The 22061-nt window shown below is 70.8% G+C and carries 24 protein-coding genes; 12 read left to right on the top strand and 12 right to left on the bottom strand.

The genetic code is table 11. The features are described from left to right. Positions 1 to 37: 37 nt before the first annotated feature. A complete protein-coding gene (locus tag ACGFML_RS16755; protein WP_393544317.1) occupies positions 38 to 934 on the bottom strand; it encodes a universal stress protein in 897 nt (298 codons plus the stop codon). 396 nt (positions 935 to 1330) lie between these two features. On the opposite strand from ACGFML_RS16755, the gene ACGFML_RS16750 reads away from it, so the two are divergent. Next, positions 1331 to 3040 (top strand): GAF domain-containing protein, encoded by a 1710-nt coding sequence (locus tag ACGFML_RS16750; protein WP_393544315.1) that lies wholly within the window; start codon positions 1331 to 1333, stop codon positions 3038 to 3040. Positions 3041 to 3079: 39 nt separating this feature from the next. On the opposite strand, the gene ACGFML_RS16745 is transcribed toward ACGFML_RS16750, so the two are convergent. Next, positions 3080 to 3802, bottom strand: a complete 723-nt coding sequence (locus ACGFML_RS16745) for a response regulator (protein ID WP_393544313.1) — start codon at positions 3800 to 3802, stop codon at positions 3080 to 3082. Between the two features lie 182 nt (positions 3803 to 3984). On the opposite strand from ACGFML_RS16745, the gene ACGFML_RS16740 reads away from it, so the two are divergent. After that, positions 3985 to 4560: a hypothetical protein gene (locus ACGFML_RS16740; protein ID WP_393544311.1), complete on the top strand. Its 576-nt coding sequence runs from the start codon at positions 3985 to 3987 to the stop codon at positions 4558 to 4560. A 145-nt stretch (positions 4561 to 4705) separates the two neighbouring features. Here ACGFML_RS16740 and ACGFML_RS16735 read toward each other — a convergent pair whose 3' ends face one another. Further along, entirely contained in the window at positions 4706 to 5323 is a 618-nt protein-coding gene (locus ACGFML_RS16735) for a CBS domain-containing protein (protein WP_393544310.1), read from the bottom strand. Next, positions 5320 to 5511, bottom strand: coding sequence for a CBS domain-containing protein (locus ACGFML_RS16730; RefSeq protein ID WP_393544308.1), 192 nt, complete (start codon positions 5509 to 5511; stop codon positions 5320 to 5322). Before ACGFML_RS16730 ends, ACGFML_RS16735 begins: the two co-directional genes overlap by 4 nt. Before the next feature lie 190 nt (positions 5512 to 5701). On the opposite strand from ACGFML_RS16730, the gene ppk2 reads away from it, so the two are divergent. Continuing rightward, on the top strand, positions 5702 to 6520 hold the full coding sequence (gene ppk2 / locus ACGFML_RS16725; RefSeq protein WP_393544306.1) for a polyphosphate kinase 2: 819 nt from the start codon (positions 5702 to 5704) through the stop codon (positions 6518 to 6520). Between the two features lie 12 nt (positions 6521 to 6532). Here the strand turns inward: ppk2 and ACGFML_RS16720 are convergent, their stop codons facing one another. The 6 genes from ACGFML_RS16720 to ACGFML_RS16695 all read right to left on the bottom strand — a co-directional run bounded on the left by ACGFML_RS16720 (position 6533) and on the right by ACGFML_RS16695 (position 14482). Then, complete coding sequence (locus tag ACGFML_RS16720; protein WP_393544304.1) at positions 6533 to 7441, bottom strand: universal stress protein; 909 nt, start codon at positions 7439 to 7441, stop codon at positions 6533 to 6535. Between the two features lie 272 nt (positions 7442 to 7713). Further along, complete coding sequence (locus tag ACGFML_RS16715; protein WP_393544303.1) at positions 7714 to 8784, bottom strand: NlpC/P60 family protein; 1071 nt, start codon at positions 8782 to 8784, stop codon at positions 7714 to 7716. A 19-nt stretch (positions 8785 to 8803) separates the two neighbouring features. Beyond that, the gene (locus ACGFML_RS16710; RefSeq protein ID WP_393544301.1) at positions 8804 to 9286 is read right to left on the bottom strand and encodes a poly-gamma-glutamate biosynthesis protein PgsC/CapC; all 483 of its coding nucleotides are present in this window, start codon (positions 9284 to 9286) and stop codon (positions 8804 to 8806) included. After that, positions 9283 to 10800, bottom strand: a complete 1518-nt coding sequence (pgsB, locus tag ACGFML_RS16705; RefSeq protein WP_393544300.1) for a poly-gamma-glutamate synthase PgsB — start codon at positions 10798 to 10800, stop codon at positions 9283 to 9285. The genes ACGFML_RS16710 and pgsB overlap by 4 nt, the downstream gene beginning before the upstream one ends. 8 nt (positions 10801 to 10808) lie before the next feature. Next, positions 10809 to 13055 (bottom strand): HAMP domain-containing protein, encoded by a 2247-nt coding sequence (locus ACGFML_RS16700; RefSeq protein WP_393544692.1) that lies wholly within the window; start codon positions 13053 to 13055, stop codon positions 10809 to 10811. A 212-nt stretch (positions 13056 to 13267) separates the two neighbouring features. Continuing rightward, positions 13268 to 14482: a CapA family protein gene (locus ACGFML_RS16695; protein WP_393544298.1), complete on the bottom strand. Its 1215-nt coding sequence runs from the start codon at positions 14480 to 14482 to the stop codon at positions 13268 to 13270. A gap of 59 nt (positions 14483 to 14541) precedes the next feature. Between ACGFML_RS16695 and ACGFML_RS16690 the strand changes: the two genes are divergently transcribed. After that, positions 14542 to 15468, top strand: coding sequence for a hypothetical protein (locus tag ACGFML_RS16690; RefSeq protein WP_393544296.1), 927 nt, complete (start codon positions 14542 to 14544; stop codon positions 15466 to 15468). A gap of 42 nt (positions 15469 to 15510) precedes the next feature. Here the strand turns inward: ACGFML_RS16690 and ACGFML_RS16685 are convergent, their stop codons facing one another. Beyond that, positions 15511 to 15672, bottom strand: coding sequence for a hypothetical protein (locus ACGFML_RS16685; RefSeq protein ID WP_393544295.1), 162 nt, complete (start codon positions 15670 to 15672; stop codon positions 15511 to 15513). Between the two features lie 234 nt (positions 15673 to 15906). On the opposite strand from ACGFML_RS16685, the gene ACGFML_RS16680 reads away from it, so the two are divergent. Next, on the top strand, positions 15907 to 16476 hold the full coding sequence (locus ACGFML_RS16680) for a hypothetical protein (protein ID WP_393544293.1): 570 nt from the start codon (positions 15907 to 15909) through the stop codon (positions 16474 to 16476). A 233-nt stretch (positions 16477 to 16709) separates the two neighbouring features. Continuing rightward, on the top strand, positions 16710 to 16880 hold the full coding sequence (gene rpmF / locus ACGFML_RS16675; RefSeq protein WP_393544690.1) for a 50S ribosomal protein L32: 171 nt from the start codon (positions 16710 to 16712) through the stop codon (positions 16878 to 16880). A gap of 215 nt (positions 16881 to 17095) precedes the next feature. On the opposite strand, the gene ACGFML_RS16670 is transcribed toward rpmF, so the two are convergent. After that, positions 17096 to 17812 carry a hypothetical protein gene (locus ACGFML_RS16670; protein ID WP_393544291.1) on the bottom strand — a complete coding sequence of 239 codons (717 nt, stop codon included), beginning with the start codon at positions 17810 to 17812 and terminating at the stop codon, positions 17096 to 17098. Between the two features lie 285 nt (positions 17813 to 18097). On the opposite strand from ACGFML_RS16670, the gene ACGFML_RS16665 reads away from it, so the two are divergent. The 6 genes from ACGFML_RS16665 to ACGFML_RS16640 all read left to right on the top strand — a co-directional run bounded on the left by ACGFML_RS16665 (position 18098) and on the right by ACGFML_RS16640 (position 22049). Further along, positions 18098 to 19633: a purine-cytosine permease family protein gene (locus ACGFML_RS16665; RefSeq protein ID WP_393544289.1), complete on the top strand. Its 1536-nt coding sequence runs from the start codon at positions 18098 to 18100 to the stop codon at positions 19631 to 19633. A 107-nt stretch (positions 19634 to 19740) separates the two neighbouring features. Beyond that, positions 19741 to 20703 (top strand): zinc-binding alcohol dehydrogenase family protein, encoded by a 963-nt coding sequence (locus ACGFML_RS16660; RefSeq protein ID WP_393544288.1) that lies wholly within the window; start codon positions 19741 to 19743, stop codon positions 20701 to 20703. A gap of 95 nt (positions 20704 to 20798) precedes the next feature. Continuing rightward, the gene (locus ACGFML_RS16655; protein WP_393544286.1) at positions 20799 to 21113 is read left to right on the top strand and encodes a sulfurtransferase TusA family protein; all 315 of its coding nucleotides are present in this window, start codon (positions 20799 to 20801) and stop codon (positions 21111 to 21113) included. A gap of 94 nt (positions 21114 to 21207) precedes the next feature. Beyond that, complete coding sequence (locus ACGFML_RS16650; protein WP_393544284.1) at positions 21208 to 21369, top strand: hypothetical protein; 162 nt, start codon at positions 21208 to 21210, stop codon at positions 21367 to 21369. A gap of 279 nt (positions 21370 to 21648) precedes the next feature. Further along, positions 21649 to 21822: a hypothetical protein gene (locus ACGFML_RS16645; protein WP_393544282.1), complete on the top strand. Its 174-nt coding sequence runs from the start codon at positions 21649 to 21651 to the stop codon at positions 21820 to 21822. Between the two features lie 50 nt (positions 21823 to 21872). Beyond that, positions 21873 to 22049, top strand: a complete 177-nt coding sequence (locus ACGFML_RS16640; RefSeq protein WP_393544280.1) for a hypothetical protein — start codon at positions 21873 to 21875, stop codon at positions 22047 to 22049. The last annotated feature ends 12 nt before the right edge of the window (positions 22050 to 22061 follow it).

The raw sequence follows: 22061 nt of genomic DNA, 5'->3' as shown, positions 1-22061 counted from the left end.
ATGTTCGTTACGAACAAGTTCGGAGTTCGGTCACGCCTCAGTCATGGGGTACCACCGCCACGGGGCAGGTCACGTGGTGGATGGCGGCGTGTGCGACGGCACCGACGCGCGGCGCCGGCGCACGACTGTGCGGCCTGCGCCCGACCACCAGGAGTTCGGCACCCGGAGCCGTCTGCACGAGGGCCCGTGCCGGGTTCTCGGGGAGCACCGTCATCTGCACCGCCACATCGGGGAAACGCTCACGCCACGGCCGAAGGGCGGCACGCAGTTCGGCGTCGGCCTCCTTGACCACGTCGGCTGCGACATCGGGGTCGACACCCCACGGCGCGTAGGCGTGGAGGGGGAGCGGACGGCCGTGTACGGCTGCCAGCGGGATCCCCCGGCCCGCTGCGGCATCGAAGGCGAAGGCCAGGAGGCGCTCGCAGGGAGCCCGCAGGCTCATCCCGAGGACGATGCGTGGCTCCCGGGCGACCGGGGGCGCCTCGGCGCCGACCGGATCCCTCGGCGGCGCGGTCCTCGGCGCGCGTACGAGCACGACCGGTCCCTCTGCCCGGCCCACCACATCCAGGCTGACGTCGCCGAGTACATAGCTTTCCCAGGCACCCACGGCTCTCGACCCGAGCACGAGCATCTGCGATTCCCCGGCCGCGCGCAGCAGTGCCGGTTCGGCTTCGGAACCCACCAGGTCCTCGATCGCCTGCAACTGCGGATGGCGCTGGTGCACCGCGTCGAGCGCCTGGCGCACGATCTGCCGGGCGACGGCGTTCCGGTCACGGTCGGGGGGCGTGTCAGGCCCCTGCGCGGCGAGCAGGATCCACGCGTGGAGAAGTCGCAGCACCCACTGCCGGCGGTCCGCCTCGTCGGCGGCCCACTGCGCGGCCACCAGGCTCTCGGGGGAACCGTCAATTCCCACCGTGATGATTTCCGGTGCCATGGCTGTCCTTCTTTCGCGGCGAACCGTCCTTTCGACGGCCCGAGGGGGCACGAGAGCGGCACGCGAGCGACGCGAGAGGCGCCACGAGGGAGAAGTTCGCCGTATTCGTTCCGATGCGGCGAGCGTGCGCGCGGCTCCGACCCACGCGCACGCTCCGCAGGAACACCGTTTCCCGCGTTATCGAGCTTCCCGGACGGCCCGACCGTCGGCCAATGAGCCGATGGGCGCCGAGCGGGGGCCGAACGGCCCTGTATACGCAACCGGAAAGATCCCCGCCGGGCCGTTCCGCCGGCCGCTCCGGGTGGCCCTTCCTCGCCCCGACGTGCCTGTGTGCGCACGGCGCTTACCGTGGAACGTGTGGCCGTGCCCAGGGTGCCGGCCACAACGGAGGGCGCCGTGAGAACCGAGGAACCGGGCCGGACGGGGAGTGCGTTCCGCCCGGAGGCCCTCCCCGACGATCTGCTGGAACGCCTGCGCACGCTGGAGCGGGCCGCCGGCCACCCCCTCCATCCACTGCTCGAGGCCGTGCTGTCCGTGGGAAAGGGGCTGGAGCTGCCGCAGGTGCTGCGCCGCATCGTCGAAGCCGCCGCGACGCTTGTCGATGCGGAGTACGGCGCGATCGGCGTGATCGGTGACGGCACCCGGCTCAGCCGGTTCCTCACGGTGGGAATCACCGAGGAGCAGAGGGGAGCCATCGGTCCGCTGCCGGAGGGACAGGGGATTCTCGGTGAGCTGATCCGCCACCCCGCACCGCTGCGACTGGCGGAACTGGGCGCGCACCCGGCCGCCTACGGATTCCCGCCGCATCACCCGCCCATGCGTTCCTTTCTCGGCGTCCCGATCAGGGTTCGGGACGAAGTGTTCGGCAACCTGTATCTCACCGAGAAACGTGGCGGCGGGGAATTCGACGCGGAGGACGAGACCGTACTGTCGGCGCTGGCAGTGGCCGCCGGGATGGCGATCGAGCACGCCCGGCTGTACGAGGAGGCCCGTTACCGTCAGCGGTGGTTGGAGGCCAACGCGGAGATCGTCGCCGATCTGCTGCCCGGAGTGGAGGAGTCCGGCGTCCTGTCGACCATCGTCGGCCACGCCGTACGCATCCTCTCGGCCGATCTGGGCGTGCTGGCCCTGCCCGCCGAGGATGACCGCCTGAGCGTGGAACTCGCCGTGGGTGTGGACGCCGAGGCGCATCACGGGCTGGCCCTGCCGCGTCGCGGATCGTTCATGGGGGCTGCCCTCACGGCCAGGGCCCTGTTGGTCAGCACCGATGTCCAGCACGACCCGAGGATCACCGTCGGCCCGCCCCGCTGGAAGGGCCTGGGCCCCGCCGTCGCCGTCCCGATGATCACCGGCGACCGGGTGCGCGGTGTGCTGCTGCTGGCCCGGCTCAGCGGCCGCGGCCCGTTCACGGACCCGGAGACCGCACCGCTGCTGACCTTCGCCGGGCAGGCGGCACTGGCGATCGAGCTGGCGGAGCGCCGCGAGGCCGCCGAGCAGCTGACGGTCCTCGCAGACCGTGAGCGGATCGCCCGTGACCTGCACGACCTTGCCATTCAACGGCTCTTCGCGACCGGCATGACGCTGCAGAGCGCCGTCCGCTTCGTGGACCATCCGCAGGCTACGGAGCGCCTGTTGCGGGCGGTGGACGACCTGGACGACACCATCAAGATCATCAGAACCACCATCTTCGGACTCCGCGCCCACGACTCCGCCCGCGCTCGGCACAGCCTGCGGGTCCGTGCCGTCACGGTGGTCGACCAGGCGTCTCGTGTGCTCGGGTTCGCCCCGTCCCTCCATATGGAGGGGCTCGTCGACACGGACGTACCGCCGGAGATCGCGGATCACGTGGTGGCCGTTCTGGAGGAGGCCCTGAGCAACACCGCGCGGCATGCGCACGCGAGGTCGGCGGACGTCGCACTGATCGTCCACGACGGGAACCTCACCCTGACCGTCACCGACGACGGGGTGGGCCTCTCGCGAACCGGCCGCCGCAGCGGGCTGGACAACCTGGCGGAGCGGGCGGCGGGTGCGGGCGGCGCGATGACCGTCGAGCCGCGACCGGGCGGCGGGGCCCGCCTGGTGTGGCGCGTTCCGCTGCCCGGATGACGCCGGACGTCACATGTCGCTTCCCGTGCGGCCCGGCAGTCACTGCCCGTGCGGCCCGGCATGATGCCCGGCATGACTTCCAGGGGTCGGGGACGACGCCTGGGTGGCGAGGACCGCCGCCTGGATACGCCGTTCCACGCCGAGTTTGGCCAGCAGGCGGGAGATGTGATTCTTGATGGTCTTCTCGGAAAGATAGAGCCGCTTACCGATTTGACGGTTGGTCATGCCTTCGCCGATCAGGGCGAGGATCTCCCGCTCCCGGGGGGACAGCGTCGCCAGCGCATCCTCTTCGGGTTCGGTCTCCGCCTCCTCGCCCCGCAGACTGGTCATCAGCCGCGCCGTCGTCGCGGGATCGAGCATCGAACGGCCGGACGCGATCGTGCGCACCGCGGCAACGAGATCGATGCCCTTGATCTCCTTCAGCGCATAACCGGCCGCACCGGCCATGATCGCGTCGAGCAACGCGTCATCGTCGTCGAACGACGTGAGCATCAAACACGCCAGCCCCGGCATGCGCGAGCGCAGCTCCCGGCAGACGGACACCCCGTCCCCGTCCGGCAGTCGCACGTCCAGCACCGCGACATCCGGACGCAGCGCCGGCCCCCGGGTGAGCGCGTGGGCGGCCGTGCCGGCCTCGCCCACCACTTCGATGTCGGGTTCGGCCTCGAGCAGATCCTGCACACCACGGCGGACCACTTCATGGTCGTCGAGCAGGAACACGCGGATCGGCCGCTGCGGTGAGAAGGTGCCCGCGTCGCTCATCGCGCCCTCCGGCTGCGTACGGCTCCCCCGCTCCCCATCGTGACCCCGATTTCTCACCGCTGCCAGGGCGGAAGGGGCCCGAGGCCGCCTCGTCGAGGACGCCCGGCCCCGGATGGGCCGTTCGGCCCCTCACTTGCGCCGCCGGGACCTGCGACGGTCGAAGGGGGCGAAGGAGGGCCGACATGTCTGTGTGGAACATCCGCCGGCCATGGCAGCACGGCCCGCTCTGGCGTGGCACCGACGCGGCGGAGTCCTGGATGGTCATTGTCACGGGGCTGCTGATCGCCGTACTGGCGCCGACCGCCGGCGGGGTGGCGGCGGCCTCGGTGGACGCCGCCTCGCCGCTGCGGACCCAGCAGTGGCGCGCCGTCTCCGCCGTGGTGGCACATGCTCCGCCCGCTGCCATCGGTACCGGCTCCGGGGACGGCACGATCGGCCGGGCCCGAGCGACCGTCCGGTGGACCGCCCGGGACGGCACGGTCCGCACCGGGGAGACGACCGTGCCGGCCGGGGTGCACGCCGGCGACCGGACGACCGCCTGGCTGAACCGGCACGGTTCCCTGGTGCCGGATCCCGTCTCCCCCGTGGACTCCCTGGCCGCGAGCATCGCCGTCGGCACCGTGGCCGCTTCCGCCACGGGTCTGGTGCTCGTGGGCACGGAAAGGGCCGGTGCCGCCGTACTGCGGCGTCGGCGCTACACGCAGTGGGAGAAGGAGTGGGCAGACATGGACGCCCACTGGCGGCACCCGCAGAAGTGAAGCGCGGCATGGGTGGTCGACGGCAGCGCGCCGCCGATCCCCGGTACGACGTGGTGGTGGGCACCGGTATACGGGTGGCGAGCAGTGCTCCGTGGTCGGGCCGGCAGTGCTCCGTGGTCGGGCGGGCGACCGGTGTCCCGCTCGCCTACACGGGCTGTTCGTACGCGGTCTCGTGCCGGTGGGCGAGGCGATCGATGACCGCGACCACGCCGTCGACCTGGCGCACCATGCGCACGACGACGACCGCCTGCCCGCTGGTCGCCACCTGTCCGACGAGGGTCACCACACCGTCGTGTACGGACACGTCCACGCTCCGCGGGCTCAGTTCCAGGGTCCGCACCACGATCTCGTCGACCACCTGATCGCGGATGTCCGCGTCCGGCGGGGTGAAGATCCGCAGCACATCACGGCGGGTGACCATGCCCACGAGACGCGCCTCCTCGTCCACCACGGGCAGCCGCTCGACGCCGCTCGCACTCATCAGGCGTGCCGCCCGGACGACGGAGTCGTCGGCCCGGATCGTATGGGCCGGAGCAGACATCACCAGAGCGGCGACGGGGTTCGCCCGGGCGCCGGACACTCGTCGCACCCGCGCCAGGTCCGTGGCGGACACGATCCCGAGCACCTTGTCGTCGGCATCCACCACAGGCACACCGTTGATGTCGAACTCCGTGAGCCACCGTGCCAGTTCATCGGCCGGTGTCTCGCGCCGCGCGGCGACGACGTCGCCGGTCATGATGCTGCCCACCCGTCGGTGTCTCATCTCCGCCTCCCCCGGCTCGTGCCCACCGGCACCAATCCGATCGCCCGCCCCTCCCCCGCAAGCACGGGCAGCGCGGTCACCTTCCGCTGCTGCATGGTCTCGACGAGCCCCGCGAAGGGCGCGTCCTGACCGATCGCGACCACGGTCCGCGTCCTCATATCGCCGACGGTGTGCGGGGTGTGCTCCACGACTCCTCCTCGGTACGGTCCGGCCTCACGGCCGGACCGACACCTTCACCTTCAGCCTGCTCCGTCCCGTGCGTTCCTGGTCAGGGGCCGTCCGGCCCCGGTCGCCGCCGTCCCGCACGGCTGACGGCGCCGTGCCCCGTTCGGCTCCCCCGTCCGAGCCGGGCCCGGCGGTTCTCCGTACCGTCGTCGTATGGCGGAGAAGCGGGACGGCGACGGGCGGGGAAAGCTGCCACGGCCGCTGTACGAGCGGGAGCTGTACCGGTTGCAGACGGAGCTGGTGAAGCTCCAGGAATGGGTACGTGCCGAAAGCGCCCGGCTGGTCGTCGTTTTCGAGGGACGGGACGCGGCCGGCAAGGGCAGCACGATCAAGCGCGTCACGCAGTACCTCAACCCACGGGTGGCGCGGATCGTGGCGCTGCCCCGGCCCACCGAGCGTGAGCGGACCCAGTGGTACTTCCAGCGGTACACGGAGCACCTTCCCGCCGCCGGCGAGATCGTGCTCTTCGACCGCAGCTGGTACAACCGGGCCGGCGTGGAGCGGGTGATGGGCTTCTGCACCCCCGCCGAGCACCAGCTGTTCCTGCGCCAGTGCCCGGTCTTCGAGCGGATGCTGGTCGAGGACGGGATCCTGCTGCGCAAATACTGGTTCTCGGTGAGCGACGAGGTGCAGGAGCAACGATTCCGGCGCCGGCTCGAGGACCCGACGCGGCGCTGGAAGCTCTCCCTCATGGATCTGCAGTCGCTGACGCGCTGGGAGGAGTACTCGCGCGCCAAGGACGAGATGTTCGTCCACACGGACGTCGCCGAGTCACCGTGGTTCGTCGTCGAGAGCGACGTCAAGCGCCGGGCCCGGCTGAACATGATCGCCCATCTGCTCTCCACCGTGCCCTATCGCGACGTCGCTCCCCCGACGCTCGAACTGCCCGCGCGCCCATCCGCCACCGGCTACCAGCGGCCGCCCCGGGACCTGCAGACCTATGTGCCCGACCACGCCTCCGGCATCGGGTGACGAGCACGCCTCTCACGCCTGCTGGGCCACGACCGCCACCGGGCAGGAGGCGTGGCAGAGGGCGGTGCGGGCCACCCGCCCGACCTGGAGGCCGGGGTGGTGGCCGTGCCGGTGCACTGCGCCGAGGACGAGCAGATCCGCACTCCCGCTCCGGCGCAGCAGCACTTTGTGCGGGCGGCCCGCGACGGTGGCGCGGCACACCTGGACGCCCGGGTGGTCGGCCACCACCTCACCGAGCGCGTCGTCCAGCAGTGCCGCCGCCTGCTCTTCCTGGCTGCGCCTGGCCGCTTCGGCCGGCAGCGGGCGGTTGCTCGCCCGGTAGGAGGCGGGACGCCGCCAGGCGCGCACGGCTTCCAGCGTGCCGTGGCGGATCTCGGCCTCGCGGAAGGCGAAGCGGACGGCCTCCGACGCCCTGGCCGGATCATCGACCCCGAGGAGGACGCGGCCACCGGAACCGACCGCTGCGGGACTTCCGCCGCGCACCACGATCACCGGACACCGGGCTCGCGCCGCGATGGCCAGGCCGACGGAGCCCAGCAGCAGACCGGCGATCTCGCCGCGGCCGCTCGTTCCCAGGACCAGCATGGACGCGTAGTGTCCCGCGTCGAGAAGCGCGGTGACCGGGTCGTCGGCGACCACCTCGGCCGCGACCGCGACATCCGCGGCGCGGCTCCGGACACGCTCGGCGGCGCACCCCACGGCGTCCTCCGCAAGGATCTGTTCGCCGGGGCGTTCCGGGTCGTCCGCCGGTGCGGTGCCCTCGTACCGCTCCCACCGGGAGGCGTGGACGATGCGCAGCGGCAGTCCACGACGTGCGGCCTCGTCCGTCGCCCAGTCCACCGCCCGCAGCGCGGCATCCGTTCCGTCGACCCCCACGACCAGGGGATGCTCCATCGCCTCCATCACCTCCCTTGTCCCCACCGCCCTTCCTTGTCCCCACCGCCCTTCTCTTCCCCGTATCCACGGCAAGGAGCCACTTTCAGCCTGAAGGGCCCCGGAGCTTCTTCACAGGGCCGTCCGGCCCCTACCGCTGCGGTCCGGTCCGGTGCGACGTGCCGCTGATGGGTGAGGGCCGTCCGGGATCCCCCCCCCCCCGCACGGCCCTCACCCGTTGCTCGCCGTTCCCTGCCGTGCCCTGGCGTTCCCTGCCGTTCCCTGGCGTTCTCTGCCGTTCTCTGCCGTTCCCGCTCGGGTCACAGCCGCTTGGCGCTGCGCAACGTACTCGCGTAGTAGCCGTTGCCGTCGAGGCGCGACGTGCCGCCCTTGTCACCGATGGTCGGGCCGTTGGCCTCTTCCCGGCTGGACACGAAGATCATGTGGCCTTCGGTGTCGTGGCCCATGTACATGCCGACGTGGTCGAGGCGCTGCTTGGTGCGCTGGTCGAGCTTGAAGAAGACCAGGTCGCCCGGTTGCAGGACGTCGATGGACTGCGGGCGGTCGGCCGCGCCGACGCCCTTGAGCGGGATGACGTCGGCGCCGGCCTTCGAGCGGGCCATGCCGTTGGCGGTGCGGGGCAGGCCGTCCCTCGAGGTGTCGGAGGAGGCCAGGGGGTAGCGGGCGCGGTAGCCCCACACCAGACGCTGGAAACCCGAGCAGTCCACGGAACGGGCGCGCGCGGTCTCCGGCCGCTGGGCCACGCCGTCGCGGAAGCTGTAAGAGGTGCCCAGGTAGTCGTAGAAGTCCGAGAGTTCGTCGCGCAGGTCGTTGCCCTCGCTGCCGTTCGGGTTCAGCGGGCCGAAGTTCGCGTCACCGGCGTACGCGACGCCCTCGTCGTCCTTCTTGACCGGGGCGCCCTCGACGTACTGGAAGGCGTAGGCGAAGACGTCGTCCTCCTCGCTGCCGTAGAACTCCTTGAACCAGTCCTTGAACCACTTCTCCTTCTCCGCACCCTTGCGCCAGGGTTCGGGCATCAGGCGCACCCAGTCCTCCGTCACCACGCGGGACTTGGTGTTGGCGGGTTCGGTGAAGGTGCGGCTGGGGCCCTTGAGGGTGGCGGTGCGGGCGCTGTCCGTGAAGGTGGCGAGCACCTGCCCGCCCTCGCCGCGCAGCACCGAACGCTCGGGATTCTTCAGGCGCTCCCAGCTCAGCTTGCCGCCCTTCTGCCCGGTACTCGACTCCAGGCCGGGGGTGTCGGTGACGGCCTGCACGGCGGGCGCCTTGGCCTGTTCGTCCTTGCGCAGTTCCACGGTCAGGTAGCCGCTGGTGCCGAGCAGCGCGAGCACCGTCACGGTGTGCAGCACGGGGCGTTTCTTTCGGGGACTCATGGGATCGGCTCCGATCGGGTCAGACGGACGGCATGACGCCGAGGAGGATGCCGGCGGTGAGGACGACATAGGCCGTGAGCGTCACCGAGCCGGTGGCGAGCAGAGTGGGGCCCTTGGGCTGGCGCACCAGTTGGTAGGCGATCAGCCCCGGCACGATGAACCCGAGAGTCTGGTTGGCGTACATCAGCGGGAACTCGAGCGCGAGCACGATCATCACCGTCGCCTGGAGCGTGACGCCGAGCAGTACGACGGCGGCGAACAGCCGCTTGCCGTAAAGGATCACGAACTTCTGCATCAGCAGCGTGCCGACGTAGGTCAGGACCGTGACGCCGACCACCATGGCAGCGCGCTGCAGGTCCTCGACGAGCGTCAGGGCCAGCCAGCCCGGGGTGATCATGCCGCCGGGCGAGAGGTTGGTGGTCAGATAGCAGACCAGCGAGAACAGCAACCCGATGGCGATGCCGACCGCGGCGATCTCGGGCGTGAGGACGGAGGGGATCAACGCTGCTCTCCTGGGCTGTGCCACTGCTGGGGGTCTTCGGTGGGCGGGGCGGGCGGGACACGGGGCTCGAACGGGCCGCGCGGGCGGTCCTGTTGCGGGGGTGCGGCGGCCAGGGCCCGGGGAGCGCCGACGGCCTTCTCCTGCGGGCCCTGCCCGTACGTCGCCTGCGGATTCGGGTCCCGCGGGCCGCACAGCTCCGGGACCTGCGGCGCGTACCGCATCTCGTACGCCGGCGAGTACTGCGCGTACGGGTCGATGTGCGGCGCGTACAGCGCCACCGTGTCGACGTGCCGGTCGAGCGGGGCCGGTTCGTCCGCTTCGCCGTCGGCGCTCTCGTCCGGGGGGAGTTCGGCGAGGTGCTCCAGGAGGACCTCGCCCTGCCCGTGGATGTTGCCGACGGCGACGAGCGAGGAGTCGGCGCCGAGCCGGTCGAGGAGCTGCGCCATGAACTCCTCGGGGTCGCGGCGGTCGCCACCGAGGTCGACGGCGCGGTCGCGGTAGGCGGCCGGGATCGCGTCGATGGCGGACTTGGCCGGGTGGCCGATCACGAACACCTGGTCCGGGTCGAGGTCGGGGATGATCTCGCCCATCTGGCCGTTGCGCTCGACCCGGTCGGGGCGGCAGTTGATGACGACGTTCAGCGGCCGGTGGACGGCGCCGAGGCCGAGCAGTTGGTTGATGTTCATCAGCGTCGACTCGGGGTCGTTGGCCGCGAAGACGTTGGCGAAGCGCAGCTTCTTGCCGTCGGGTGTGAGGTAGCGCTCGACGGAGAGGACACCGGGGTCCGGCGGGGCGTCGTACATGCCCTTCAGAGCGGTCTCGCGGTCCACGCCGACGAGTTCGGCGACGGTCAGCGCGATCGCCACGTTCTCCTTGAAGGTGAACCAGCTGAATCCGCGCAGCTCCTCGTCGCTGACCGTCTCCGGATCGGCGTAGATCAGCTTGCAGTCGCGGGCGTCGGCCTCCTCCTGGAGGATGTGGAGGCGTTCCTGCTCGGCGGTGACACAGATGCCGCCCTCCGGCATGGACCGGCACAGGGAGCGTGCCACGTCGTCGAGGGTCGGGCCCATCTCCGCGAGGTGGTCCTCACGGACGTTGCACAGGACGCCGATCGTGGAGCGGATCAGCTTCGACTGGTTGATCTCCTGGAGGGCCGGCATGACGGCCATGCACTCGATGACGAGCGCGTCCGGGTCGTATGCGGCCGCGCGGCGCACGATGCCGATCTGCTCGACGACATTGGCGATGCCGAACTTGCGGTAGACCGGCTCCTCGGTGGCGTCGGGGTGGATGAACCGGGCGGCGGTGCCGGTGGTCTTGGCGACCGTGGTCAGGCCGCCGCCGCGCAGGGCGCCCGCGCACAGGCGGGTGATCGACGACTTGCCTCGGATGCCGTTGACGAGCACGCGGGTCGGTATGTGGTCGAGGTTGACGAAGTGCCGCCGCTGTTCGACGATCCCGGCGATCAGCAGGATGACTCCGCACACCACGAGCACGGTGTAGAGGAAGAGCACGGGTGGTCCTAGTTCCTTCCGGCACCGACCGGGGCACGCCCGCGCTCGCGGGCGCGCTGCCGGTCCTGGAGCTGCTGCCGGATCAGTTCGAGGCTGCGGGCCACGGCCCCGACCTCGTCGTGATGGCGCGGGTAGAGCACGGTCTTACGGTCGCCGGCGGCCAGCGCCTCGGCCTGGCGGGCCAGTTCGCGCAGCGGACGTACGACGACGATGTGCAGCCAGCCCAGGCAGGCCGCGGCCGCGGTGATGCCGAGCAAGCCCGCGAGGACCGTGCGGTTCTGATAGCTGTACTCGGGTATGGCGAGTCCGGATGCGGGCTGCCAGCTGACGACGGTCCAGCCGAGCGTCTTGGCGGCACCGCCGCCGACGAACGGCGCGGCGGCGGCGATCTGGATGTCGCTGCCCTCCCGGAAGAGGACGCCGCTGGGGCGTGGGTTCATGCCGACCTTCTGGTTGGTGCCGTCGACGAGCTCGTCGATGCGGTCGCCCGGCAGCTTCCCGAAGGCCAGATAGCCGTTGTTTCCCCCGATGATGCGGCGCTTGGCGTCGACCACCCGTACCTCGCCCAGCCCCGGCCGCTTGAGCAGGGCGTTGAGGAAGTCGATGCGGAACTCGCCGACCACGGCGGCGCCGTGGCGGCCGGACAGCTCGGCCCTGCCGACGATCACGGGCTTCTTGCCCTGATCGTCCAGGACGCGCATCGGCCGGGTGGCGTGGCCCTCGCCGCGGTCCTCGCCGCGGTCCTCGTGCGGCGGTTCGCCGGCGCGCGCCAGGACCTCGCCCCGGGCGTCGAGCACGTACAGGCTCTGGTAGCGCTCGTGCTCGTTCATGGTGCGTTCCAGCACCTCGGTCATCTGCGCGGGCCCGGTCCGGTCTCCGATGAGCGAGGCCACCGACGCGAGGTCGGCGTGGCCCTCGTTGAGGGCCCGGCGCACCCGGTCGGTGAGGGTGTCGGTGCGCTCGCGCTGGTCGTTGACCATCTGCTGCGGTACGACGACGGTGTCGCCGGCGCGGTTGAGCAGGAGCAGGAGCGGCCCGGACCACAGGAGCAGCAGCACGCCTGCGGCGGCGACCAGGGTGCGGGCACCGAACCGCGGGGCCCTGCGGGCACGTTCGGCCGCGGGGCTCTCGCCGGTGAGCTGGCCCCGCAGCCGCTCCAGGGCGTCGCCGATGCGGCGGGCCTCGCCGCGCCGGGGCACGGTCACCGGGCGGGTGAGGTCACCGCGGGTGAGGCGGCGGCTCTCCAGGAACAGCCTCAGCAGGGGCCGCTGCACCGTGCCGAGCAGCAGGGCGACGGTGAGGCAGCCCATGAGCAGCAGGGCTCCCGCGGCGAGCAGCCCGAAGGCCGGGCTGCTGACGGTCGACGGGTCCTCGGCGACTTTGACTATGGCCACGACGGTCAGGCCGAGACCGGTGGCGACGGTGGACTCGCCCGGCTGGGGCGAAGCGAGCGTGGCGTATCCGGCGACGGAGCGCTCGCCGAGAAAGCGGTCGCCGCTGAGGCTGCCGCTGACGCCGAGGAAGCCGCCGGTGCCGGGCACCTTGGCCTTGAGGGGGTGTTGCCCGGCCCTGCCCGATGCCGCCTCGGCGAAGGCCCGCAGCTGCCGGTGGGAGTCCTTGACCTCCTTGCGCTGCAGATCGGTGCTGACCTGCTCGGGCTCGGGGATGCCGTCGCTGCTCAGGACCGTGCCCGCCCGGTCGATGACCGCGATGGTGCGGAACTCGCCGAGGCTGATGCCGGGGAACTTCAGGCTGCTGGAGGCGATGAGCAGCTGCTGCGGCCTGCCCTCCCAGGTCAGCAGGGCGAAGGTGAGCAGCCGGGTCTCACCGTTCCGCAGCCGTACCATGCGCGGGGCCAGGCCGTCCTTGTCGCCGAGCCTGGCCCGGTCGACGACGGTCAGCGGGACGTTCTCGCCGCGGGCGGCGAGGAGTCTGCCGGACTTGATCTCGACCACGGCGGTGCCCGTCCACTTCTGGTAGACGTTGCCGATCTTGTCGAGGACCGCGTCGGCCGGCACCGGAGCTCCCGCGCTGAAGAGGGCGGCGGTCCGGGTGAGGTCCGTGACGCCTTCGTCGACGGAGGCGCGCAGCGCGATCGCGCCGTCCTCCGCGAAGTGCTGCTGGGAGGTCAGGACGGCCTTGGGCACGCGGTCGTGTCCGACGCGGCCGAGAGTGAGGGCGGTGATGCCCGCCAGGGCGAGGAGCAGAACCGACAGCACGGCGATGGGCGGCCGGATGCCACCCAGCAGGGACATGTCGGCCCTTCGGCGGACCTTGTGCCGCCGCTTCATACGCGAAGCGGCCAAGGGAGAGCTCCAATCCGGGAAACCTGAAGAAGCGCACAGGCGTGCGATCCAGAACGTTTTGACCCATGACTTGGTCAAAAGGTTGCGCACAGTGAGAAAAAAGTAAGAGGTGTCGGATGTGACGACGCACACCCTCATTGCCGGACACACCGGCCCTCGGGTCAGCGCGGAAGCTGTTCCAGCGGTTCCAGGCCGTCCTTGGTCGCGCCGAGGTTCAACACGGTGCCCTCGGTCCGCTCGAAGGCGAGGCGATAGCGGGCGCGCTGCTGTGCGGTGAGGCCCCGGCCGTCCCTGAGGGCGGCGGCGAGGTCCACCAGGCGGTGGTCGCGCACCGCCCCGTCGGGCACCTCGCCCGACTCGTCCGGGTCGGGCGGGATCTGGAGGAAGGTCGGCACGTACTTCGCCCGGACGTCCCACTCACCGCCCCGCCGGGTGAACTCGAACCACCCGATGATGCCTTCCTCCGTCAGACCGGTGGGCACCTCGTGGCGGGCGATCTCGTTGCCGAGTCCGTACGCGATCCAGGTGCCGTCGACCTTCTCCATCGGCTGCACGACGTGCGCGTGGTGGCCGATGATCAGGTCGATGCCGGTTTCGCGGGCCAGCCTGCGGCCCAGGGTCAGCTGTGACCGGCTCGGGTTGGGTTGGTTCTCGCGGCCCCAGTGGATGCTCAGGATCACCACTTCGGCGCCCGCCTTGCGGGCCCGCTTCTCGGCCGCGGCGATGTTCTCGAAGTCGGCCTGGTTGGTCAGCCAGGGCTTGTCCTTGGGGATCTCGTTGCCGTTGAACATGGAGGCGTACGAGAGCTGCGCGACCTTGACGCCCTTGACGTCCATGATCAGCGGCTTTGCCGCCTCCGCCGCGCTGCGGGCCGAGCCGGTGTGCTTCAGGCCGGCCTCGTCCAGCACGTTCAGCGTGTTCGTGACACCGCCGGCCCCATGGTCCAAGGTGTGGTTGGAGGCACTGGAGCAGGTGTCGTAGCCGACGTGCTTGACCGCGGTGGCGATCTGCGGTGGCACCCGGAAGGTCGGGAAGCTCTCGAAGGGGCCCTCCGGCTTGCCCGCCACCGCCTCGAAGTGGCAGATGCCGAGATCGGCCTTGCTGATGACGGGCTCGACCCCGGCGAGCAGCGGATCGAAGTCCAGGCCCCGCACCCCGTGGCCCGTCGCCCTGGCATCCTTGCGCGCCTGCTCGGTGAGCTGCGGGTGGACGAGGATGTCACCTGCCGCGGCGACGGTGAACGAAGGGCCGTCCGAGGCGGCCGACTTGCCGTCGTCCGAGCCGAAGGGTCCACAGGCGGCCGTCCCCACAAGAAGCGCGAAGAGGGCTATGCCTGGCAGCGCCTGGCGGGCGGCGCGAGAGGTGCGTCTGGTCACCGGGTTATCTTTATACAACTATGGCGGCCAATCGGACACAAACGATAACAATTGCAACAATGCTGCTGGTCGTCGGCACCGCGCTCACCGCTCTGGTGTCGTGCGCGCCGGGTCCGCGCCGCGCCGACGACAGGCCCCGCGCCGCGAACAGCGCCCCGGCCGGCGCGGACCTGCTCGCCCGAGTCACGGACTATACGGCTCGGTTCGGCGAGGACACCGGCTATCGGCGGCCGTCGCGCCAGGACCGCGCCAAGATCGCCGGTGGGGTCGCACTGCTCCTGGACGGCAACCGCCGACAGGCGGAACGCACCCTCTCCGACGTCGACTTCAGGGTGCGCACGATCACCGAACGCACCACCGGGCGACGGTACGCGGAAGTCTCCGACGCCACCGACGACGGTCCCCGGCCGCGGGGCTGGGGGCGCGTGTACGTCGGACTCGACGGCCCCGCCCGCTGGTCCGTGCAGATCCCGCACCCGGTCGCGGACCGCGCGACGGAGCGGCTCGGTGTGGGCGTACTGCGCGGCTCGTCCGGTGGCGTACTGGTGATCGCCGGGGCACACCGCAAGGCCGGCGACGGTGACGCGGCCGATGTGGCACATCGCCGCGACACCGTCTTCGACGCCGTCTGCGCCGAACTCGCCCGGCGCGGGCTGCCCGGCCTCCAGGTGCACGGCTTCGCCGACGGGTCGGCGCCCCGCTACGACGCGATCGCCTCGACGGGGCGGGGTCGGGTGGCACTCGGCGACGGCCGCGCGCTCGCCGACGCGCTGCGCGCACACGACTTCGCGGTGTGCCGCGCGTGGGCCCGTTCGTGCCCGCTGGAGGGGCACACCAACGTCCAGGGTTCCAGGGCCGCGGCGGAGGATGTGCCGTTCCTGCACGTCGAGTTCAGCAACCGGCTGCGCACGGACGACCGGCGCGCCGCCCGTGCCGTCGACGCGATGGGCCGGATCACCACGCTGTGGCAGAAGGGGCGGCGCTGAGGGCGCTGCTTCTTGTCCGTGGGCGGCGCCAAGGCCGTCGGCTCAGCGGCGGGTCGGGACCTCGCGCAGCCGCACGAACCAGGCCCGCAGCCGCATTCCGGCCAGCGTGAGCAGGAGCGCGCTCGCCGCTTCTCCTGCCGGACCCCGCCCCGAACGCGCGTCGAGCGCTCCGTGGTCCATTGCCGACGCCAACGCCTTCGTCATCACAATCCCCTGCTTGCAGTCCGGACAAGGCTCACCCCATGTGCCCCGGCAACCGGGAACAATGCGGGGCCGTGACCACATCGCAATCTGTCGATGGGCTATGGCGCATCACTCCGCACCGAATCGGACATTTCCTTCCAACGTTCGGACTGCGACGCCCCATCGCGGCGAATCCCCGCCACATTGGCTGACAATTTCCGTGTGAACGGCGCTCTTCCGTAGAGGAGTCACAGGATGATGAACGACAGGCTGAGCGAGATCGAGCGAAGCTTCGCGTTGCGTACCTGGGTGCCGACCCAGGACGAAATCGCCCTCGGCGAGGCGTTTCGCTGGTGCCATGATTCCCTGGAGGCCGACCCCCTGCCGGCCGCGATGCCGCCCCTGAGCGGTGCCGGCGGTCGCTGGCTCACACAGCGCTTGGTGTGCGAGGAGCGGCTCGTCCGTGAGGTGACGCAGATCCTCCCCTCGTGGCGCAAACGGCTTTCGGGAACGCCCATGCTGCATCTGGTCGAGACGTACACGTCAGCCGGCAGGGCGCTGGCTCCCTACGCCCGACGCCTGCTCACCGCATGGGAGTCCGCACCGCCGGCAGACCCGCCCGCGCACCTCGTCGAGACGGAGGCCCGGCGCCTGAGCATCGATCCACGGGAAGCCGACGGCATCCTCCGCTATCACGCCGCCAGGCGGTGGGAACGTCAACAGCTGTCGGAGCGCGAGCGTGAACTGCTCGACGCCCCCGGAGCGGTGATCCGGTCCATCTCCTCGACCATCGACTTCGCCGTCGCGGCCGGCACATCCGCCTGAAGACCTCCCGAAGACCGCTCCCGGGCCCGACGGGTCGGGCCGTCCGCCCGGCCCGTCGGGCGCCCGGGACGCACGCGGCGCCCGGGACGCACGCCGATGCCCGCGTCGGCGGAGAAGGGTGGGTCTGTTGCTGCGGGGTGACTCTCACCGACACCGACGCTATTTGAACATGGAATCCATTTTCATATAACGTGGCCGTCCCCGTCCCCCCGTCACGCACGTAGGAGAGAGCCATAGCCGTCCCCAAGCGGAAGATGTCCCGCAGCAACACCCGCCACCGCCGCGCCCAGTGGAAGGCCGGCACCCCCCAGCTCGTGCCCATCACGGTCGACGGCTCCGGCTACCTGGTGCCTCGGCGACTGGCGAAGGCGTACGAGCGTGGGCTGCTGCGACCCGAGAGCTGAGGCGGCCCGACGCACACCCGACTGCCCGTCACCGTCCGGTCGGGCTCCCTCGGAGCGGGCAAGACCGCCCTGCTCCCTCACCTGTTCGACGGCGACGAACGCACCGTCAACGACCTGTCGATGCGCGCACCGTGCCCTCGGACTCGGCGACGCCTGCGCACACGAGCGCCCCGACCTGGTGCCAGGGGCCTGGAAACCGGTGCTGCGCCGGGCCCTCAATCGGGGCTGTCGGGGGGAGTCGTCCGCTGCAGAAGCACGGACGGGAAGCGGGTGCCGCACCCGGTGGCCGGGGCGGTGCTGATGCGGATGCCCGGCGGCGTTCCGGACGGGGCGGGTGCGGCGGGCAGGGCAGGAGAGGCCGACTCCGGTGGCCCGGACCCGATGTCTCCGAGAACGGTGGTGGACAGGCGCCGCAGTACCTGCGTGTGCGCCGTCAACGCTGCCAGGGTGTGCACATCCTCGGGATCCGTCAGGAGGATTCGGGCGGCGGCATTGAGCGCCCGCAATCGCGGAACCTGCGACTCACGGTGCGGGCCGGGGAGCGAACGCCAAGCAGTATTTCCTACGGATACCAGTCGCCATAGTGGATTGGCAGCCGGATCGGCCTCGTAGAACCGCAATCCGTATCGGCCCACGAACCAGTACGAGATGCTCAGAATGAATCCGACGCCGATGTCGAAACCCACCCACGAACGCGCCAGGCAGTGACACCCCCACACCGCCTCAATGAGCCCTGCGAACCCTGCTCCACCTGCACCGAAGACGACTGAGGCGATCAGTATGAAAAAGGCGATCGTCGGAATGACCCCGACGCCGTTTTCACTCTCCAGGCACATCAGCCCCTTCCAATGAGGCGCAAGGTACCTGGCAAACCGGGCCGGCTTCGGCGCGGGCTCGGCAATGACAATTCTCTTGGCCCAGCTCACCGCCACCAGCGATCACCTCTTCAATCCTTGCCGTTCGCCGTTCACACCTCTTTTCGCTCCAAGAACGATCTGAAACCTTAAAGGAGTTGTGCATACCCCCGAATGGCCGCGCACTGTGGCGCGGGGTCGGCCACCCGGCCTCCGGGCGACGGTCCGCCGGCGCCGCCCTCGGTTTGTCACCGGGCACACACCACACCCTCACGCTTCTCTGACCGTCACCCGTTGTCGCTGGTCAGCGGCGTGCCACAGACTGTGGGGCCGTTCCCCGTCCATGAACAGAAGGTGGCGCCCGTGACGACGTCGATCACCGAAATCGAGACCTACGGCGTCGAGCGCATCCCGGACGCGGACCGTTCCGCCCGCCCCCTCGATCTCTTCCGGCTGGCCTTCGGCGGTGCCAACACCTTCGCCACCTGTGTCCTCGGCGCCTTCCCGATCCTCTTCGGGCTGTCCTTTCGGCAGGGCCTCGCGGCGACCGTCCTCGGCCTGGTCGCGGGCGCGATACTGCTCGCCCCGATGTCCCTCTTCGGCCCGGCGAACGGCACGAACAACGCCGTCTCCTCCTCGGCCCACTTGGGGGTGCACGGCCGGGTCGTCGGCTCCTTCCTCTCGCTGCTCACCGCCGTCGCGTTCTTCTCGATCTCGGTGTGGTCGTCCGGCGACGCGCTCGTGGGCGGCGCCCACCGACTCGCCGGTGTCCCCGAGTCGGACGTGTCCTACGGCATCGCCTACGCGGTTTTCGCCGGGCTCGTCCTGGTGGTCTGTGTCTACGGCTTCCGCTTCATGCTGCTGGTCAACAAGATCGCCGTGGTGGCGGCATCGGCCCTCTTCGTCCTCGGCGCCGTCGCCTTCGCGGGCGATTTCGATCCCGGCTACGCGGGCTCCTTCGCTTCGACGGCCGATCCGCTGTTCTGGCCGTCGTTCATCGGCTCCGCGCTGATCGTGCTGTCCAACCCGGTGTCCTTCGGCGCGTTCCTCGGCGACTGGTCCCGCTACATCCCGGCCGGGGCCCCGCGTCGCCGGGTGGTGGGCGCCGCGTTCCTCGCCCAGCTGGCCACACTTCTGCCGTTCGTCTTCGGGCTGGCCACCGCATCGATCATCGCGACAAGGGCCGCGCGCTACGTCGACCCGGCCGCCCCCAACTACGTCGGCGGACTCCTCGCCGTCTCACCCGGCTGGTACTTCCTGCCGCTCTGCCTGATCGCTCTGATCGGCGGCCTGTCCACCGGCACCACGTCGCTCTACGGCACGGGACTGGACTTCTCCAGCGTCTTTCCGCGCTTCAGCCGCGTCCAGGCGACGTTCTTCATCGGGGCCCTGTCGATCGCGTTCATCTTCGTCGGCCGCTTCGCACTGAACCTCGCCCAGTCCATCTCCACCTTCGCCACGCTGATCATCACCTGCAGCGCGCCGTGGATGATCGTCATGGTCCTCGGCTACGCCACCCGCCGTGGCTGGTACGACGCCGACGCACTCCAGGTCTTCAACCGCCGCCAGCGCGGCGGCCGGTACTGGTTCACGCACGGCTGGAACTGGCGCGGCATGTCCGCCTGGCTGGTGTCCGCCGTCGTGGCGCTGCTCTTCACCAATCTGCCCGGCCAGTTCGTCGGCCCACTCGGCGAGCTCGCGAACGGCGCCGATGTCTCCCTGCCGGTCGGCCTGGCCCTCGCGGCGGTGCTCTACCTCGCCCTGCTGTCCGTCTTCCCCGAGCCGCGCGCGGTGTACGGACCGGACGGCCCGCGCTTCGTCAAGGCGTCCACCGCCGACGTCCCGCCGATCATCGGCGGCCCTGACCGGCACGCGGACGCACCGGCCAACGCCTCCTGAACGCCCACGCCCAGGCCGTTTCGTCGCACGCCTGCCCCTTCTCTCCGTCGTGACCGACGAGTGCCGATAGGTTGGCGGCAAGGGTGATCAACGCGGGAGGGGCGTTCATGCGTGCCATGCGGTTCGAGCGGTTCGGTGGTCCCGAGGTTCTGGAGGAGGCCGAGGTGCCGGACCCGGTGGCGGGGCCGGGCGAGACCCTGGTCGCCGTGGAGGCCGCAGGCGTCAACTTCGGCGACATCAAGCAGATCGCGGGCGAGCACACCGACGGACCGTATGCGCCGAAGGGGCCACTGCCGCACATCCCCGGCATGGAAGTCGTCGGCCGGACCGAGGACGGCCGGAGGGTCCTCGGTTACGTCCCGCAGGGTGGCTACGCCGCGAGGACTGTCGTCGCCGACCGCGATCTGGTCGTGCTGCCGCAGGAGGTGAGCGCGGGTGCGGCACTGGCTCTGCTCGTGCAGGGCCTGACGGCGTGGCATCTGCTGCGGTCGGTCGCCCGCGTGCGGCCCGGGGAGAGCGTCGTGGTCCACGCCGCTGCGGGCGGGACGGGCAGCCTCGCCGTGCAACTGGCCCGCGAGTTCGGGGCAGGCCGCATCATCGCCACGGCGTCGTCCGAGGAGAAGCGTGCCTTCGCCCTCGAACTCGGCGCCGACGTGGCCATCGACGGCGAGGCGGCGGGCTACCGGGAACGAGTCCTCGACGCCAACCAGGGGCAGCCGGTCGACGTCATCCTGGATGCCGTCGGGGGTCCGGTCCTCGACTCCGCTCTGGACGCACTCGGGTATCTCGGAAGGCTGGTGACCTACGGCGCCTCGTCCCGCCAGGCTGCCACCCCGCTCCCGCCGAGCCGCCTCGCGGTGGAGAGCATCACGGTCGGCGGGTTCTGGCTCGTTCCGCTCATCACCCGCAACGGGGCGGGCGGTAAGGCACTGGAAGAACTGCTCGACCTCACGGCGCGGGGCCGCCTGCGGCCGCTGGTCGGTTCGGAGTACGACCTCGGACGGGCACGCGATGCACACGAGGACCTCCTGGGCCGTCGGACGAAGGGCAAGCTGCTCCTCCGCCCCTGAAGTCCCAGGCCAGGTCGACCAGTCCGATCAGTCCGATCAGAAGTGAGGAACGCAATGGGCTTCCCGCCCATGCCACCGACCAGGAAGGCAGCCGTATGACCGCCTCGTCACCGATGCCCCCGGCCTCCGCGCCGGAACCGGACATCACCCTCGACGGCACCGGACTGCTCTGCGTCGCGCTCCTCCTGCGCCTGCGCGCCGCCATCGACCCGGCCCCGCCGGGGACCCTCGTGCACGTCATCACGACGGATCCGGCCGCACCCCTCGACCTGCCCGCCTGGTGCCACATGACCGGCCATCACTATCTGGGACCGGTACCCGACGACGGGTACCGAAGCATCCACGCCCTGCGACTCGCCACCCACGCGCGCCCGACCCGCACCGACGCCCCCTGGCACCCCGCCCCATAGTCGCTTGGCCGGTCCTCGGTGGCGAGATCATCACGCGGGGGTGTCTCCACGGGCTGAACTGCAGTGCACGCGACGTCGCGCACGATGGTCCGACATGCTCCTCAACCTCACCCGTTACGGACAGAGCGAGATCGACGCCGCGCAGTCGGAGTTCCACGCCTACCTGACAGCGCATCTGGAAGCGAAGCGCGCCGAGCCGGGCGAGGACCTGCTCAGCTCCCTGACCACCGCGACCACGCCGACGGCGGGCGGCTGACGGACACCGAACTGGTGGCCACCGGCCAGGCGTGCTGATCGCCGGGCACGAGACGACGGCGAACATGATCGGCAAGATGACGGCCCTGCTCCTCGCCGACCGCCGACGGTGGGAACAGCTCCTGGCCGACCCGTCCCTGGCGCGTACGGCGGTGGAGGAAGTCCTGCGGTTCGACGCCAATCCCGGGTTCGGGATGCCGCGGTACGTACGCGAGGAGGTCGAGGTGTCCGGCACCGTACTGCGGGAACAGATGCTCACGGACACCGGCGATCCGGAGAGGTGCGCGACTGGGTGGCCTGTCTGGTCCGTCCCGGCACCGAGCACCTGGCCGAGCTGGGCAGCCCCACCTGGTACGGGCGGTTCGCCGCCCAGGTGATGACCGATCCGGTGCTGCGCGAGGTCATGATCGACGAGACGTTCGGCCCGTCCGTGCGGCGCACCTCGACGGCCTGAACCGGTGCCTGCCCGATCTGCCGCTCCCCGTACGCCTCGAATGCGGTGACATGGCAGGCCACTTGCTGGTGCAGATGCTCGCCGAACGCGAACGCGCCCTCGCGGACGGCGCCCACACCGCCCGGCCCAGCTGGCCCGCGTACGCCACCGGGCTCGTCGACGCGCTCACCGGGCTCTGGCTCGCCCCCGTCACCCCTGCCCGAAGAGGGTCATCGGCTTCGCCCTGAGGGACGATCCGA

Origin of the sequence: Streptomyces sp. NPDC048650 (assembly GCF_043199095.1) — a bacterium.
Classification (GTDB): Bacteria; Actinomycetota; Actinomycetes; order Streptomycetales; family Streptomycetaceae; genus Streptomyces.
The sequence above is the reverse complement of the archived record's forward strand: the minus strand, read 5'-3'. Positions and strand labels throughout refer to the sequence as shown.